The sequence below is a fragment of the Bacillus sp. (in: firmicutes) genome, assembly GCA_012842745.1.
Taxonomy (GTDB): domain Bacteria; phylum Bacillota; class Bacilli; order Bacillales; family Bacillaceae_J; genus Schinkia.
The window spans coordinates 1-15,305 of the sequence record DUSF01000039.1; the positions used below are offsets into that span (position 1 = coordinate 1).

The 15,305-nt window shown below is 36.8% G+C and carries 15 protein-coding genes, 6 tRNA genes and 1 pseudogene; 18 read left to right on the plus strand and 4 right to left on the minus strand.

All coding sequences use genetic code 11. From position 1 onward, the window contains the following. Positions 1 to 53 precede the first annotated feature (53 nt). The 13 genes from GX497_10230 (at position 54) to nagB (ending at position 8,000) form a co-directional block, all read left to right on the plus strand. Positions 54 to 126: transfer RNA gene (locus GX497_10230), tRNA-Thr, on the plus strand. A gap of 17 nt (positions 127 to 143) precedes the next feature. Next, positions 144 to 218 (plus strand) — tRNA-Glu (locus GX497_10235). A gap of 12 nt (positions 219 to 230) precedes the next feature. Continuing rightward, positions 231 to 306, plus strand: a tRNA-Thr gene (locus tag GX497_10240). Positions 307 to 312: 6 nt separating this feature from the next. Further along, positions 313 to 397 (plus strand) — tRNA-Tyr (locus GX497_10245). A 37-nt stretch (positions 398 to 434) separates the two neighbouring features. Then, a tRNA-Gly gene (locus GX497_10250) sits at positions 435 to 509 on the plus strand. Between the two features lie 23 nt (positions 510 to 532). Further along, positions 533 to 608: transfer RNA gene (locus GX497_10255), tRNA-Ala, on the plus strand. A gap of 198 nt (positions 609 to 806) precedes the next feature. Further along, complete coding sequence (gene rocF, locus GX497_10260; protein HHY73586.1) at positions 807 to 1,709, plus strand: arginase; 903 nt, start codon at positions 807 to 809, stop codon at positions 1,707 to 1,709. A 233-nt stretch (positions 1,710 to 1,942) separates the two neighbouring features. Next, positions 1,943 to 2,506: an RNA polymerase sigma factor SigW gene (gene sigW / locus GX497_10265; GenBank protein HHY73587.1), complete on the plus strand. Its 564-nt coding sequence runs from the start codon at positions 1,943 to 1,945 to the stop codon at positions 2,504 to 2,506. A 13-nt stretch (positions 2,507 to 2,519) separates the two neighbouring features. Then, entirely contained in the window at positions 2,520 to 3,119 is a 600-nt protein-coding gene (locus GX497_10270; GenBank protein HHY73588.1) for an anti-sigma factor, read from the plus strand. A gap of 204 nt (positions 3,120 to 3,323) precedes the next feature. Then, positions 3,324 to 4,148, plus strand: a complete 825-nt coding sequence (locus GX497_10275) for a TIGR00159 family protein (protein HHY73589.1) — start codon at positions 3,324 to 3,326, stop codon at positions 4,146 to 4,148. Next, positions 4,138 to 5,382 carry a YbbR-like domain-containing protein gene (locus GX497_10280; protein HHY73590.1) on the plus strand — a complete coding sequence of 415 codons (1,245 nt, stop codon included), beginning with the start codon at positions 4,138 to 4,140 and terminating at the stop codon, positions 5,380 to 5,382. Before GX497_10275 ends, GX497_10280 begins: the two co-directional genes overlap by 11 nt. 43 nt (positions 5,383 to 5,425) lie before the next feature. Next, positions 5,426 to 6,772 carry a phosphoglucosamine mutase gene (locus GX497_10285; protein ID HHY73591.1) on the plus strand — a complete coding sequence of 449 codons (1,347 nt, stop codon included), beginning with the start codon at positions 5,426 to 5,428 and terminating at the stop codon, positions 6,770 to 6,772. Positions 6,773 to 7,247: 475 nt separating this feature from the next. Then, positions 7,248 to 8,000, plus strand: a complete 753-nt coding sequence (gene nagB / locus GX497_10290; protein ID HHY73592.1) for a glucosamine-6-phosphate deaminase — start codon at positions 7,248 to 7,250, stop codon at positions 7,998 to 8,000. A 240-nt stretch (positions 8,001 to 8,240) separates the two neighbouring features. On the opposite strand, the gene GX497_10295 is transcribed toward nagB, so the two are convergent. After that, positions 8,241 to 8,774 carry a pyridoxamine 5'-phosphate oxidase family protein gene (locus GX497_10295; protein ID HHY73593.1) on the minus strand — a complete coding sequence of 178 codons (534 nt, stop codon included), beginning with the start codon at positions 8,772 to 8,774 and terminating at the stop codon, positions 8,241 to 8,243. 296 nt (positions 8,775 to 9,070) lie between these two features. Between GX497_10295 and GX497_10300 the strand changes: the two are divergent. Continuing rightward, positions 9,071 to 9,202 (plus strand): annotated as a pseudogene (locus tag GX497_10300) (benzoate transporter). 150 nt (positions 9,203 to 9,352) lie between these two features. Here the strand turns inward: GX497_10300 and GX497_10305 are convergent. Together GX497_10305 and GX497_10310 are read right to left on the minus strand one after the other, a co-directional pair. Then, entirely contained in the window at positions 9,353 to 10,783 is a 1,431-nt protein-coding gene (locus GX497_10305; GenBank protein ID HHY73594.1) for a PLP-dependent aminotransferase family protein, read from the minus strand. A 252-nt stretch (positions 10,784 to 11,035) separates the two neighbouring features. After that, on the minus strand, positions 11,036 to 11,287 hold the full coding sequence (locus GX497_10310) for a hypothetical protein (protein HHY73595.1): 252 nt from the start codon (positions 11,285 to 11,287) through the stop codon (positions 11,036 to 11,038). 237 nt (positions 11,288 to 11,524) lie between these two features. Between GX497_10310 and GX497_10315 the strand changes: the two genes are divergently transcribed. Next, positions 11,525 to 12,133 (plus strand): DedA family protein, encoded by a 609-nt coding sequence (locus GX497_10315; GenBank protein HHY73596.1) that lies wholly within the window; start codon positions 11,525 to 11,527, stop codon positions 12,131 to 12,133. 110 nt (positions 12,134 to 12,243) lie between these two features. On the opposite strand, the gene GX497_10320 is transcribed toward GX497_10315, so the two are convergent. Further along, on the minus strand, positions 12,244 to 12,399 hold the full coding sequence (locus tag GX497_10320) for a hypothetical protein (protein ID HHY73597.1): 156 nt from the start codon (positions 12,397 to 12,399) through the stop codon (positions 12,244 to 12,246). Between the two features lie 28 nt (positions 12,400 to 12,427). Between GX497_10320 and GX497_10325 the strand changes: the two genes are divergently transcribed. The 3 genes from GX497_10325 to GX497_10335 all read left to right on the plus strand — a co-directional run bounded on the left by GX497_10325 (position 12,428) and on the right by GX497_10335 (position 15,291). Beyond that, positions 12,428 to 12,628: a hypothetical protein gene (locus GX497_10325; GenBank protein ID HHY73598.1), complete on the plus strand. Its 201-nt coding sequence runs from the start codon at positions 12,428 to 12,430 to the stop codon at positions 12,626 to 12,628. A 336-nt stretch (positions 12,629 to 12,964) separates the two neighbouring features. Then, positions 12,965 to 13,417 carry a hypothetical protein gene (locus GX497_10330; GenBank protein ID HHY73599.1) on the plus strand — a complete coding sequence of 151 codons (453 nt, stop codon included), beginning with the start codon at positions 12,965 to 12,967 and terminating at the stop codon, positions 13,415 to 13,417. A gap of 275 nt (positions 13,418 to 13,692) precedes the next feature. After that, positions 13,693 to 15,291, plus strand: coding sequence for a PAS domain S-box protein (locus GX497_10335; GenBank protein HHY73600.1), 1,599 nt, complete (start codon positions 13,693 to 13,695; stop codon positions 15,289 to 15,291). Positions 15,292 to 15,305 lie beyond the last annotated feature (14 nt).

The window sequence follows — 15,305 nt, forward strand, 5'->3', positions numbered from 1 at the left end:
CTATCGGCTGTTAACCGATCGGTCGCAGGTTCGAATCCTGCCTGTGGAGCCATGCTTCCATAGCTCAGCAGGTAGAGTGCTTCCATGGTAAGGAAGAGGTCACCGGTTCGAGCCCGGTTGGAAGCTTTTTGAACGATTTTTTTGGCCCGTTGGTCAAGCGGTTAAGACACCGCCCTTTCACGGCGGTAACACGGGTTCGAATCCCGTACGGGTCACCAACATTCATTATTGCCGGCTTAGCTCAATTGGTAGAGCAACTGACTTGTAATCAGTAGGTTGAGGGTTCAAGTCCTTTAGCCGGCACCATAGGCTGGAGGGGTAGCGAAGTGGCTAAACGCGGCGGACTGTAAATCCGCTCCCTGAGGGTTCGGCGGTTCGAATCCGTCCCCCTCCACCATTTATATCAATTACTACATAAAGAAATAATTATATATGCGGAAGTAGTTCAGTGGTAGAACACCACCTTGCCAAGGTGGGGGTCGCGGGTTCGAATCCCGTCTTCCGCTCCATCAATTTTATAAAATGGTTACTGGGGGGCTTAGCTCAGCTGGGAGAGCGCCTGCCTTGCACGCAGGAGGTCAGCGGTTCGATCCCGCTAGTCTCCACCAATATACATAAGATTACGCTTAGAGCATATTTGTTCTAAGCGTTTTTTACTATATTTCTAATGCATATATATTCAAAATCCTGTCGAGTTGAGTCATCCCTACCAATGCAGTTATTATATAAATAAGCTCCGTTAAATAATGGTATCAAATAATAATAACAGGGCTTAATAGTTTTTAAAAACAGGGGGGAGAATGTACATGAACAAAAATATATCTATTATTGGTGTACCAGTTGATTTAGGGCAAACTAGACGGGGAGTGGATATGGGGCCAAGCGCCATTCGTTATGCTGGGGTTGTTGAACGTTTAGAAGCCTTACAATATGATATTGAAGATCTTGGTGACATTGAGATAAAACGACCTCCACGTAGAGAAATAATAACAGATACCAATTTAAAAAATTTAAAAGAAGTTGCCGATGCAAGTGAGAAGCTAGCTGCAAAGGTAGATGAAGTAATTAAGGCTGAACGTTTCCCGTTAGTTCTTGGTGGTGACCATAGTATTGCAATTGGTTCTATCGCAGGGATTGCAAAGCATTATAAAAATTTAGGTGTCATTTGGTATGATGCTCATGGAGATTTAAATACAGCTGAAACGTCCCCATCCGGTAATATTCATGGTATGCCATTAGCTGTCTGTCTTGGATTAGGTCATCCTAAATTAATAAATATCGCTGGTTATTCGCCAAAAGTGAGGCCAGAAAATATCGTAATTATTGGAGCACGTTCACTTGATGATGGGGAAAAGAAGCTTATTCGTGAAAACGGGATCCGCGTCTACTCGATGCATGAGATTGATCGCATGGGTATGACCGCTGTTATGGAGGAAGCAATCAGCTATTTGTCGGCTAGAACCGATGGTATTCATTTAAGCCTTGATCTTGACGGATTAGATCCAAGTGATGCCCCAGGTGTAGGGACACCTGTAATCGGTGGTTTAAGTTATAGAGAAAGCCATCTTGCAATGGAAATGCTTGCTGAAGCAAAGATGATTACATCGGCTGAATTTGTAGAAGTTAACCCAATTTTAGATGAAAAGAATAAAACAGCTTCTTTAGCGGTTGCTTTAATGGGATCATTATTTGGAGAAAAACTAAAATAAATGGGAAAGACAGGGGGTACTAACTTTTACTAATGGAAGTCTAGTATCCTCAATTGCTTGCTACAACGTTTTCATCCTACCGCTTCTTTTCACTATAAAAACCCAAACAATTATAAATATAAATATCCTTTTTTATCCACGTAAAAAATAAAAAATGTTATGATAATAAATGAAACTTTTCTGTCTCGTTAACCGTAATAATAATAACCGCTAGTTGCGGAGGGAAAAGGTAAATGGATACTTTAATAAAAAAAAGAATAAAACAGGTCAAGAAAGGTGACCAAAATGCATTCGCTGAAATTGTCGAGCTTTTCAAAGACAAAGTGTTTCAGCTTTGTTATCGAATGGTTGGAAATCGCCATGATGCAGAGGATATTGCACAGGAGGCTTTTATAAGAGCATATACTAATATTGATAGTTATGATCTGAATCGGAAATTTTCCTCTTGGTTATATCGAATTGCAACGAATCTTTCAATTGACCGCTTACGTAAGAAAAAACCAGACTACTTCCTAGATGCAGAAATCGCGGGTACAGAGGGGTTGACAATGTATTCGCAATTAGAATCAAATGACCCACAACCAGAGGAGATGATTGAAAGTCTGGAGCTTCAGGAATGGGTTCAACAAGGAATCAATGAACTCCCAGTAATGTACAGGTCTGTTATCGTCTTGAAATATATCGAAGAGCTCTCATTAAAGGAAATTGGAGAAATACTTGATTTACCAATTGGGACAGTAAAAACTCGTATACATAGGGGAAGGGAAGCATTAAGGAAAAGATTACGTGACGTTTAGAGAGGTGAAAAAAATGCAATGTTCACAAACCTATGTTGAGTTGATGCATAAATTCCTAGATGAAGAAATAAGTGTGGAAGAGGAGATACAACTTAAAAAACATGTAAACGAATGCCCAAAGTGCCAGAGCCATTTTCGGGAGCTAAAAAAGACAATCGCCTTTGTTCAAGGCACTACACATATGCAGGTACCATTGAATTTTACAGAAAATATAATGGCTAAACTGCCAAAAGAAAAACCAATCGTTGCTTATAAAAGGTTGTTTAAAGCCCATCCGATGCTAGTTGCGGCAGCCGTTTTTATACTATTAATGGCAGGAAGCGTATTTTCAACTTGGAATAGCAATACAGAGTTATCCGTTTCAAAACAACCAAATCTACAGGTTCAAGACCATACGGTTATTGTTCCAAAGGGGGAAGTTGTTGAAGGAGACGTTATTGTACGGAATGGTGATTTAAAAATAGAAGGTGAAGTACGAGGGAACGTCATCGTCATCAACGGTGATCAATATCTTGCATCCGCTGGCCGTGTAACTGGAGAAATCGAAGAAATTGATGAGGTTTTTGGCTGGATTTGGTACAATACAAAAAGTTTTTTTAGCAAGCTTTATTAAGAAAAAACTTAATACAATAAGTAACGTGCTATCTTCAATAAGGATAGCCTTTTATTTTGGAATAATCTAAGATTTGAGTGGCAATAATTTATGAAAAATTAATCGTCTACGTGCTTTTTCAAAAAAGGTATATCTATACAAACTATGATATAATAGGAACGTTATCGGCTTTACAGGAATTTTTTCAAAAGAGGAAGTGTAAAAATGCCTTCAAGGGACTTTCCCATTTTAGATTACTTAGGAGAGGCCATCGATGTTTTGCTCGTTGCCTTTGTTATATATAAATTAATCATGATAATTCGTGGAACAAAAGCTGTCCAATTACTAAAAGGCATTTTAGTAATTATTGCGGTGTGGTTTTTAAGCAGTTTTTTTGGCTTAACAACGATGCAATGGTTAATGGACAGAGCCTTAACATGGGGTTTCTTGGCTATTATCATTATCTTTCAGCCAGAGCTTAGAAGGGCACTTGAGCAGTTGGGCCGTGGCCGGTTATTTTCTAGAAGTGCTATTCCTGAGGAAGAAATGATTACAAAAACAATAGATGAAATTGTGAAATCCGTTACATACATGGCTAAACGTCGGATTGGAGCCTTGTTGTCAATTGAGCGTGAAACGGGGATGGGGGATTATATTGAAACAGGCATCCCTTTAAATGCCAAAGTTACATCTGAACTATTAATTAATATTTTTATTCCAAATACACCATTACATGATGGTGCAGTTATTATAAAAGAAAATGAAATAAAAGCAGCAGCATGTTATTTGCCGCTTTCCGAAAGCCCGTTTATTTCCAAAGAGTTAGGTACACGCCACCGTGCAGCTCTAGGGATTAGTGAAGTAACAGATAGTATTACAATCGTAGTTTCTGAAGAAACGGGGACTATTTCCTTAACGAAAAATGGTGAGTTATATCGTACTCTAACTAACGATAAATTAAAAGAAATGTTAACAGAGGAGTTAACAATAAATGCGAAGGCAGCTTCCTCATCACGCTGGAATTGGAGGGGGAAGAAAATTGAAGATTGATCAATGGTTAAACAGCCCATGGTTTATTCGAATTCTGTCTCTATTTTTAGCATTAATGCTTTGGGCAAATGTTAATATGGAGTCGGGAAATAGTCCTGCGCCGGTAGGAAGTCTTCCTCAGGTAAGCCGGAAAACAGAAGCACTGTCCAATGTTCCACTTAAAATTTACTTTAATCAGGATAAGTATGTTGTGTCTGGCATCCCGCAAACTGTCAATGTGTATGTGGAGGGTACTAGCAGTGTTATTCGAGCGATGGAGGCCCAAGGGGATTATGAGGTTTTTGTTGATTTGCGAAATTTGCCAATAGGCTCTCATAAAGTCCGTGTGGAGCACCGCGGCTTTTCGGAAAATTTAACGGTAAAAACGGACCCAGCCACTGTCGATGTAATGATACAAGAAAAAGTTGAGCAAATCATGTCTGTAAAAATTCAAGTCATCAATGAAGATAAATTACCTGAAGGATATGTTACTGAGCAGCCAATTTCTGTACCGAATAGCGTTGCGATAAGAGGCTCATTAGAGCAGGTACAAAAGATTGGTTTTGTGGAAGGATATGTAGATGTTGCTGGAGCAAGTGATACGGTGAAAGCTGATATACCGTTAAAAGTGTTCGACCATAATGGCGAGGAACTGAAGTTAGAAATTGTTCCTGCAGTTATTGAAGTTAGGGTGCCAATAAGCCCTCCTAACAAAAAAGTTCCTTACAAAATTAATCGCAAGGGTAATTTACCAAAAGGTCTTAGCATTCAATCGTTTGAAGTAACACCAACCGAGATCACAGTCTATGGAAAAAAGGAGGATATTGATCAAATTAAAATGATTGAAGACCTAGAGGTTGATTTATCGAAAATAGATAAGGATCAAACTATCCAATTAAAAGTGCCAGTACCCGTTGGGGCAATAAAGGTAACACCGGAAATTTTGACTATAAAAGTCGACGTAGAGCCTGAAGAAAGCAAAACTTTAACAAATGTGCCAATAAAAATTAATGGCGTCCCCAACACCCAAGGCATTTCTTTAGTTACCCCGGAAGATGGGCTTGTTAATTTAAAGGTCTTTGGCGCTGGAAGAGTACTAGATAATATCGGGCCTGATGATTTTGATGTGAGATTAAATGCGGGCGGTTTTTCGAAGGGTGAATATGAAATGCCAATTGAGGTCGTTTCAGGCCCACAAGACATTAGATGGGAAATAAATCCCGCGAAAGCTCTTATAGAAATAGTGAATGATTAGCTGGAGTATTGAATATGGTTTGATTACAAAGGAGCGATTTAAAATGGGAAAATATTTTGGTACCGACGGTGTTCGGGGTGTAGCCAATAGCGAATTAACACCGGAGCTAGCGTTTAAAATCGGTCGTTTTGGTGGATATGTTTTAACGAAAAATAACCCTGCACCAAAAGTCATAATCGGCCGTGATACGCGAATTTCCGGTCATATGCTAGAAGGTGCATTAGTTGCTGGATTATTATCTATTGGGGCCGAGGTTATGAGATTAGGTGTTATTTCAACACCTGGTGTCGCTTTCCTTACAAAAGCTTTAGGAGCACAAGCAGGTGTGATGATTTCAGCTTCCCATAATCCAGTTGAGGATAATGGTATTAAATTTTTTGGTCCAGATGGTTTTAAATTATCTGACGAACAGGAAAATGAAATTGAAAAGCTATTAGATGTAGCTGAAGACACGTTGCCAAGACCAACTGGGGCTAATTTAGGTCAGGTCAATGATTACTTCGAGGGCGGTCAAAAATATTTGCAATTTTTGAAGCAAACGGTTGATGAAGATTTATCTGGTATACATGTCGCTTTAGACTGTGCGAATGGAGCTACATCCTCACTTGCACCACATTTGTTTGCTGATTTAGAAGCGGATATTTCAACAATGGGCGTGAATCCCGACGGATTAAATATTAATGATGGAGTAGGTTCGACCCATCCTGAAAAGCTAGCTAAATTTGTGGTAGAAAAACAAGCGGATATTGGCCTTGCCTTTGATGGGGATGGTGATCGTTTAATTGCGATTGACGAAAATGGCGAAATCGTTGATGGGGACCAAATTATGTATATCTGTGCGAAATTTCTAAATGAAAGAGGCAGATTAAATAAACAAACCGTTGTTTCAACAGTCATGAGCAATCTCGGATTTTATAAAGCACTTGATGCTAACGACATAAAAAGTGTGCAAACAGCTGTCGGTGACCGCTATGTAATGGAAGAAATGCGCAAGCATACTTATAATTTAGGCGGGGAACAATCTGGACATATCATTTTTCTAGACTATATTACAACTGGCGATGGCATGCTGTCAGCGATTCAACTCGTAAATATTATGAAGGTTACGAATAAAAAATTATCGGAACTAGCGAAGGAAATGGATAAATACCCGCAGCTATTAATAAATGTACGCGTTACTGATCGTACATTAGCACAATCAAATGAACGAATACAAAATATAATTAAAGAAGTAGAGGCCGAAATGGGTGAAAATGGTCGCTTGCTTGTCCGACCATCTGGAACTGAGCCACTCATTCGCGTAATGGCAGAAGCAAAGACAGAAGAACTTTGTGAATACTACGTGAATAAGGTAGTAGCAGTAGTTCAAGAAGAACTTGGAGCTGAATAATAATAAAAAATATGCATAGGCGACACGTAAAGGTCTGCTTATGCATATTTTATTATTGTATATATCAATTTAATATGTTAAAAACAGGAAAAATAAAAAAATTGACGATTTAATAGAGACTAATGTAACATTAAGTTGATTTACTACCATATTAATTTTGAAATGGAAAGGTGGGTAGTTGTTAAATTATAGTCCCATAAGCGCCAGAACTATTCTGAACGGAGAAGAGAATAGTTGACGAGGTGGAGGTTTATCGAAAATCGGCGGATGCCTCCCGGCTGACTCACAGCCGTAAGCTTAAGCGAAAACAAAGAGGCAACTCTTTCGACAAACGGTTAAGTATGATTTTTTTATAAAAATTGCAAATAACTAATGGAAATAAAGCGGGGCAAGACGGAGTGGCCCCTACGGGACATGGTTGGGGTTCCGCTTTGCGGTGGCTTCGTTTCTTATGGCAGAGGAGGCCAATATTTAAATGAAACTTATTAAAGTTAAAGATTATGATGAATTAAGTAAACAAGCTGCGGCCTATTTTATAAAGAAAATTCAAAGTTCACCTACTATGACACTTGGTCTTGCAACTGGGTCAACTCCAGAAGGAATGTATCGGTACCTTATAAAGAATCATAAAGAAAATCAAACATCTTATCGAAACATTACAACCTTCAATCTAGATGAGTATATTGGACTTGATGGCAGTGATAAAAATAGTTACCGTTTTTTTATGAATGATCACCTTTTTAATCATCTTGATATTGAAAAGGCAAATGCTCACGTTCCTTGCGGCAACTTGAAGGATAGCTCAACGGAATGCGCTACATATGAGCAATTGATTAAAGAGCATGGTGGGATTGACCTCCAACTATTAGGTATTGGCGCAAATGGTCATATCGGCTTTAATGAACCAGGCACGTCCTTCCAATCAAGGACCCATATTGTAAAGCTGACGGATAAAACTCGAAGAGACAATGCCCGATTCTTTAACAACCTTGAAGAAGTGCCAACAGAAGCGATTACAATGGGAATTGCGACTATTATGGAAAGCAAGGAAATTGTGTTGCTTGTTTCAGGAGAAGGAAAAAGAGAAGCAATGCGAATGTTACTAGATGGCAAAGTCAGTGAAGATTTCCCAGCTTCAATCTTACACAATCATTCTAATGTGACTGTCATAGCCGATGAAGCAGCGTTGGCAGGTGTTTCCGCCCAAAAAACGAGTGTATTTGTCTAAAAAACTGGAAATATATCGTTCCCAAACCGAAGGTTTTCTGATTGACTTCAGCAGACCTTCGGTTTTTTTTTAAAGTGAAATAAGTAGTAGAAAAGATAAAAAAAGGATCGGAAAGGCTTGGAAAATAAAGTGACTATATAATCGTTTCTTCATATTTTTATTCTTACTTTTTGACAAAGATTTTTATGTGTGAACATCCCATTTCCGTAATTGCAACTTATTGCTTCTATAAGGTAGCTATTAAAAAGAATTGTGTTTAAACATCTTTTCTTCTTTAATAGGACTCTCTTTTGCTGTTAGATGATGCGGTTTAATTCTATAAACTTGGACTGCCGATCCATAAACGGATGATCTATACTTATCAACATGTAGTTTAGAAAGTGGATGGGTATAGTAACCTGGAACGTATTTATCTAACATCTCCTGCAACACATTTGTCGATTCCTCTAAATCCATGACAAGCGTAGCTTCTCCGAAAAGCATGACACTCATATATGCTGTATCTGTCTTTGCTGGAACAGGATCAGTAATGGTACCGTATTCTGCACAAACTGTGAAGCAGACTTCATTATTATCCTTCAAGATTTGATTCCTTCTACCTTCTCCTGCGCCGTGAAAATAAATTTGGTCATTCAACCACACATAATTTAGAGGAACTACATATGGATGTTTTCCATCCGCTAGACCAAGGTGGCCAACCCTCGAAGTGCGTAGAAAATCATCAATTTTTTTTTGATCTTTACACTGGCGAGTTTTATAACGTACTGAATTCAATTTGAATACACTCCTTTTCGTTTATCCTGCTATCCACCTTTTATGGACGTTGCATTTGTATTAATCTCACAATGGAAGCATGAATATATTTTTTTATTCTTGTCTGAAGTATAGCGACAATTGGATTGGGATGATATATCCAAATCTATAAAAATTTATCAGTCCATAAAGGTTAAGACTGGTAATTAAATTAAAATGATAATTACGAGATTTAATTATGGACTGATTAAAAACATATTTATGGTAGTTTTTTAACATCTCATAATACATTATGCTTAGAGCGTTAATTAACTACTACTTTTTTAGCAACAGCTGCAAATGTTACAATACTAGGAGTTGGAGGTGCATTTTGGGGACTTGTAGCTGGTTTAGGGGCACATTTATTAATTAATAGGCAATTTCTAAGAAAACAAATAAAGGTACAGTAATTTTAGATTGCTAATAAAGATTCAAAGCAAAACTATGATCCCATGTAGTAAGGAGAAATCATAGTCTTGCTTTTTTTACGATTAGTAAGAATAGTCTAGTAGTGGTTTACTATATGCATTTTGATAAGTCTAACAAAATGGATAATTTTACTACCGAAGTATCTCCGCAAGACGGAAAATCCCTTTCTCAATAGCTGCTTCATCTACTTTAGCAAAGCCCAGTACCCATCCTTTTCGATTACTACATATACAATAAGTACTAAGTGGATAAACACGTATCCCTCTATCGAGCGCTTGGTATGTCACGGTTTTTTCATCAAACGATTCTTCGGTTTCAAGAAGCATATGCAATCCGGTTTCTGTGCCACTTAGTTTAAAACGTTCACTTAGCCCAGCTTCGATGATCGCCCTTGTCATGGCTTCGTGTCTACGTCGATATACAGTTCTTATTCTTCTCATATGACGCATAAAATGACCATGTTCGATAAAATGAGCAAGTGTCAATTGCTCCATAATCGGAAGATGGCGATAGGTCAATTCTTGTACTTGGGCTAGTTGGCGAATCGCCTTTTTTGGACCAATGATCGCTGATATTCGAATACCAGGGGCAATCATTTTGGAAAAACTCATCATATATAGCGTGTTTTGAGGTTGATGACTAAACAAGGTTGGAAGTGGTCCACCGCGATATCTAAATTCGCCATCATAATCATCCTCAACGATCCAGAATTGATTTTGAACAGCCATGTGTAACAATTGTTGTCTGCGAGGTTCAGACATAATGACCCCAACTGCGCATTGGTGTGAAGGAGTAACAAAGACAAGTTTGGATTGAGGATGAAGACAATCTACCTTTAGCCCGTATTCGTCGACAGGGACAGGAGCAACATTCATACCCCGATATTTCATCGTCATCCAAGCAGCAGGAAAGCCAGGATCTTCAACAGAAACCGTTTCTCCTTCATGTAATAGGGCTTGGGCTATTAAATCTATGCTATGTTGCGCACCTGAAGTTAGTATAATTTGGTCTATATCCACGTGGATTCCCCGTTCGAATATCAAGTAACGTTGAATTTGTTCACGTAGTGGCACGAAGCCATAAGCCTCACCATAACCCCAACGGGCTAGTTCTGCTTTTGATGACGCCTGTAAAAACGATTGTCTCCAATTTTTTTGAAAATGCTCGTCCAAATACGGCTCATGGGGGCAGAAATCGATTTCGACATTTTGACTTTCTTTGACCCTAAACCAGCTGTGCAACAGGTCGACTGCAGAATTTAACATAGGTAATTCTGGCGTAGAAGGTCCTTGAGTTATAATACTCTCTGAAGAGTTGGTTTTATATCCCCACTCACTAACCCTTGTACCACCGCGTCGATTTGTCACAGTGTACCCGCGACTGAATAATTCCTCATAAACTATTTGTATGGTTGAGCGTGAGACGCCAACTAATAAAGCAAGTTCACGAGATGGAGGAAGTAAGGAACCTGCTACCCATTTTCCAGTTGTAATATTATGAATGGCTTGATCAAGCAATTGCTGCCATATAGGACTTTTGTCGTCTCGGTTAACTGTTAACATTCAATTCACTCCCAGTTAATTTAACATTTAAATTCAGATTATGGATTGCTTAATAATTAATATAGGAATGTTTTTGTGCAATCTATTAGTTGGTATACTATCACATAAATAGTTGCCCCTGCAACACGACAACAGTAGGCAAAAAGGGGGTTTTTTACGGCTAATCATGAATCGATAGGATAAGGGGAAATTTAATTTATTTCATTGAGTAGGGAGAATCACAAAATAAAGCCCACGAATTTTAATCAAATTTTATTTCAAACCCACACGAGCAAAAGTCCCCATAACAGAAGCCGATTCACTTGCACTTGATGCTTGGGATTCGGTACCCGCTGCCAATTCTTGCATGGTCGTTGCGATTTGTTGGGCATCTGCATTTACTTCATTGGAAGATTGAGCCAGCTCTTCACTTTGGCTAGCGATGGAGCCAGAAACAAAGCTGATTTCATTTAATAGTTGACGGATATTTTTACTCATTTCGTTTGTAGCGATAACCAATGACACAAATAATGTTTTTTCTCCATTTTTAATTCCACTACCTTGGCAATATAAAATAACATTATACAAAATCCAACAAATATAACAAAAAGTTACTATACCTAGGAAAAATAATCATTGAAATGAGAAAATGTTCTTAGAAATCATGTTTAATAAGAGAAATAGAGAAGAATAATTCAGAAAAAGGGAACAAATACTCTTTGTAATAAAAAAACTTTAATCATTGAAAGAAGATGAATTATCATGCAACATTTGAATTACATTATTGAACATTTTGGTTATTTTGGCATCTTTTTCGCGTTAGTTGGCGGGATCATAGGATTACCTATACCCGATGAAGTTCTCCTTACTTATGTCGGTTATAATGTTTCCCAGGGAAGAATGTCTTATCTGCCTTCCATTTTGTTTGCATTTATAGGAGCATGTGTCGGAATATCACTTAGTTACTTTTTAGGAATGAAATTAGGTATGACTTTTTTGCGCAAGTTCGGTCCAAAAATCCATATAACGGAGTCTAAAATTGCTAAAACAAAAAAGTTATTTTCCAAGTTTGGACCGTATTTACTTGTAATTGGCTATTTTATTCCAGGCATTCGCCACGTTACAGCCTATCTTGCCGGCATTAATGGTTATTCAATCAAAAGGTTCTCTCTATTTGCCTTTTCTGGTGCAGCTTTATGGTGTATAACTTTTATTACGTTAGGAAAATACCTTGGTCCAGAATGGGAAGTTGTTCATGAATTAGTATCAAAATATAGTGTCTATACTTTTATCCTATTGGTTTTAATTTTAGTCATTGCCTCACTATTCCTTTGGAAAAATACGATGAAACGAAAAAAAGTTGTACTATAAGGTAAATGTGAAATAATGGCTTACATTAAAGGTGCAGGTTAATTCGCAATCCAAGATATTACAGAACAAGCTGCATTGCTAAAATTTTAAAAATCACAAAAAAACTTTCTCTATTCTCCTGTTTCAGCGAAATGCTTCATTCTTTCATCTATTTCATCACGGATACGCTGGAAAACAGCCCTTTTTTCTCCCTCTATTCCTTCTGCCATTTGGCTTCGGCATGAATTTCCTGTGTATAATAAATAGAGCGTTTTTTTGTTCGACATCTGTAGTTCCTCCTGATTTTGTTATTGTATGGTTGCTCGAAAATATTTAATTTCCCATCGTAATGCTACATTGACAATAGCTATGGGGGCGGGGACTTCTACCAACGGTCCAATAACTGTAGCGAATGCAGCACCACTGTTTATATCAAATACAGCCATTGCCGCTGCAATGGCTAATTCAAAGTTATTACTTGCAGCTGTAAAAGAAAGTGCTGCCGTTACTGGATAAGTTGCACCAGCTTTTCGAGAAGCAAAGAAAGACACTGTAAACATAATTAAAAAATAAATGAATGATAGGCAGCATGAGCCGCAAAGAAAACCACTCTTTGAATATATTGAACTTTTCTATAACTCAAAGCAAATTCATTCAACTATTGACTATCACACACCTAATGAATACGAGAAATGTATGTTCGATCAGTGGCTTAAAATTCCCCTGCACAAAAAATATTTTGGAAAGAAGAGGGATCCCCTGTTCCATACAACCAAATTTGTTTACGAATTTAAAAATTAGGTTTACACTTATGTATAAAATATAAAAAGACAATGGAGGTAACCCGTCACAATGTTTTTTGAAGAATTTAAAATTGGACAAAGATTTCAATGCGAACCTGTTATCGTAAAATCAGAGGAAATGGAAGTTTTCGCAAAGAATTATGATCCACATCCAATCCATACTAATCAAGAATTTGCTGAAAATTCCATGTTCAATGGAATCATCAGTTCAGGCTTTCTGACGCTAAGTTCAATGTGGGGACAATGGATTCGCCTAAATCACTTTGGGAATGAGTTTATTGTAGGGCAAGGTCTTGATTATGTTAAATTCACAGCACCGGTTAGAATGAACGATGTATTAACAACAGAAGTGGAAGTGGCTGATTTAACGCATTCATCCAATCCTGAGCGTGGGAAAATCACATTAAAATTTAACGTAACCAATCAACACGGAGAAATAGTCTTATTAACCCAAATAAAAGCACTGTTAAAGACGAAGCGTTTGGTTGGACAATCTATATAATTTTTGATGAATCTCCTTTATAGGGGGTTTTTTTATTTTATTTTTGGTAATTTAAAAAATTTGTAATTAAAAAATCAAGTATTATGTTAAATTAAAGTTTTATAAGTCGTGAATAAACAGAACACCAGTTTAGATATATTGCGGAATTCTTATTAGTTTTCAAGGGGAATAAGCGTGAATTAATTTTTATATTATATTTCGGTTTTCTATTTTTTTGACTATAATGAAATTACGATGTAAAAATTTCCCTCGTTTAGAAGTATAGGAGTGATAAGGTGGAAATTGAACCATGGTATATTATCAATTCTAAATTTAACTGTGAAAATATTTATGGAATAAATCCTTCAATTTTGCCGCAGTTTGTTGTGAATCTATCTAAAAAGGAACTAGAAGAAAAGCGAGAATTGTATAACGAACTAATAGATTTAACTAATTATTTTGCTAAAAAGTTATTTTTCTTTTTAAAAAATATTCCTGCATTAATTTTAATTTCCGATGAAGATGGTAACATTTTAAAAGTAATAGGTAAGGAAGAGCTAAAAAAAGAGATGGGTATTAAAGAAGGAATTTGTTTTCATGAAAAATATGCTGGTACTAATTCAATTTTCCTTTGTTTAAACCATAACCAGCCTATACAAGTTAGTGGTAAGGAGCATTTTTTTCCTGATTTATTTGGTTTTTCATGTTCAAGTTGTAAATTTAGCCTGGCTAATAATCTAACGGGAACGATAACTCTTATGACCTCACTAGAGGAATCATCATCATTTCATTTGGGATTAGTATCCTCAGCAGTTGACTCTATAGAAAGAGAAAGTGAATTACGCTTAAAAAATAAACAATTACATTTATTTAATGAAATAATTATAAACTCAACGAAAAACGGAATCATTACCGTTGATAAGAATGGTTTCATTACAGAGTTTAATGGTGTGGCAGAAGATTATACAGGTTTAAAAAGGAATGAGATTATTGGCAAAAACATTGATTGTATTGATTTAATTTCAACTTATATATCTAAAGTTCTTTTTGAAAACGAGAAGTTTGAGGATTTAGAAATTCATTTTCCAAAGGATAATAACATTAATAGAGTCTGTCTATTTGATGTGTTTCCAATTTATGATGAAAATCAACTAATAGGTGCTTATAGTCAATTTAGAGATATTACAGAACGTTTTCAATTAGAACAACAAATGATTGCTAACGAAAAACTGAGTGTGATAGGAAAACTAAGTGCAGGTTTAGCGCATGAGATTAGAAATCCATTAACACCAATTAGTGGGTTTTTACAGCTTTTAGAAAGAAACATTGAGGATGCGGGCACAAAACGATATTTTCAAATCATTCGAGATGAATTAAATAGAATAAAAGAATTAGTTAATAATTTTGTAATGGTAGCTAAACCTGAGGCCCCAAGTCGAAGTTTGGTAGATATTCAAAGCATTGTAACTGAAACTGTTCATTTAATGAAAAGCCAGGCTAGCCTATGTAATACATCCATTATATTTATAGATCAAGCTAATGACCTAGTGTACGTAAATGTAGATAAAAATCAAATCAAGCAAGTACTTATGAATTTATTGCAGAATGCTATTGAAGAAAATGGGGGTAATGAAATAAAGGTTGTAGTAGAAGAAAATTTCCTAGAAAAAGTGGTCGAGGTTTCTGTTATTGATAAAGGATTAGGGATGGATGATGAGGTTTTTAAAAATTTATTTACACCTTTTTTTACAACAAAAGAAAAGGGAACAGGGCTTGGTTTATCGATTTGTAATACAATTATTCAAAATCATAACGGAACGATTGAAGTTGATACAGAAAAGAATATTGGGACTACATTTAAAATAAAGCTACCAATCATGAAAAAACAACAGTAAAGGACTGGTCTGGA

Excerpts from the sequence above, each read along its gene's own strand:
- GX497_10315 (HHY73596.1), top strand. The coding sequence starts at position 11,525 with ATGCAACATTTGAATTACATTATTGAACATTTTGGTTATTTTGGCATC.
- rocF (HHY73586.1), top strand. The coding sequence starts at position 807 with ATGAACAAAAATATATCTATTATTGGTGTACCAGTTGATTTAGGGCAA.
- GX497_10270 (HHY73588.1), top strand. The coding sequence starts at position 2,520 with ATGCAATGTTCACAAACCTATGTTGAGTTGATGCATAAATTCCTAGAT.
- GX497_10305 (HHY73594.1), bottom strand. The coding sequence starts at position 10,783 with ATGTTAACAGTTAACCGAGACGACAAAAGTCCTATATGGCAGCAATTG.
- GX497_10325 (HHY73598.1), top strand. The coding sequence starts at position 12,428 with ATGGTTGCTCGAAAATATTTAATTTCCCATCGTAATGCTACATTGACA.
- GX497_10330 (HHY73599.1), top strand. The coding sequence starts at position 12,965 with ATGTTTTTTGAAGAATTTAAAATTGGACAAAGATTTCAATGCGAACCT.
- nagB (HHY73592.1), top strand. The coding sequence starts at position 7,248 with ATGAAACTTATTAAAGTTAAAGATTATGATGAATTAAGTAAACAAGCT.
- GX497_10275 (HHY73589.1), top strand. The coding sequence starts at position 3,324 with ATGCCTTCAAGGGACTTTCCCATTTTAGATTACTTAGGAGAGGCCATC.
- GX497_10320 (HHY73597.1), bottom strand. The coding sequence starts at position 12,399 with ATGTCGAACAAAAAAACGCTCTATTTATTATACACAGGAAATTCATGC.
- sigW (HHY73587.1), top strand. The coding sequence starts at position 1,943 with ATGGATACTTTAATAAAAAAAAGAATAAAACAGGTCAAGAAAGGTGAC.
- GX497_10285 (HHY73591.1), top strand. The coding sequence starts at position 5,426 with ATGGGAAAATATTTTGGTACCGACGGTGTTCGGGGTGTAGCCAATAGC.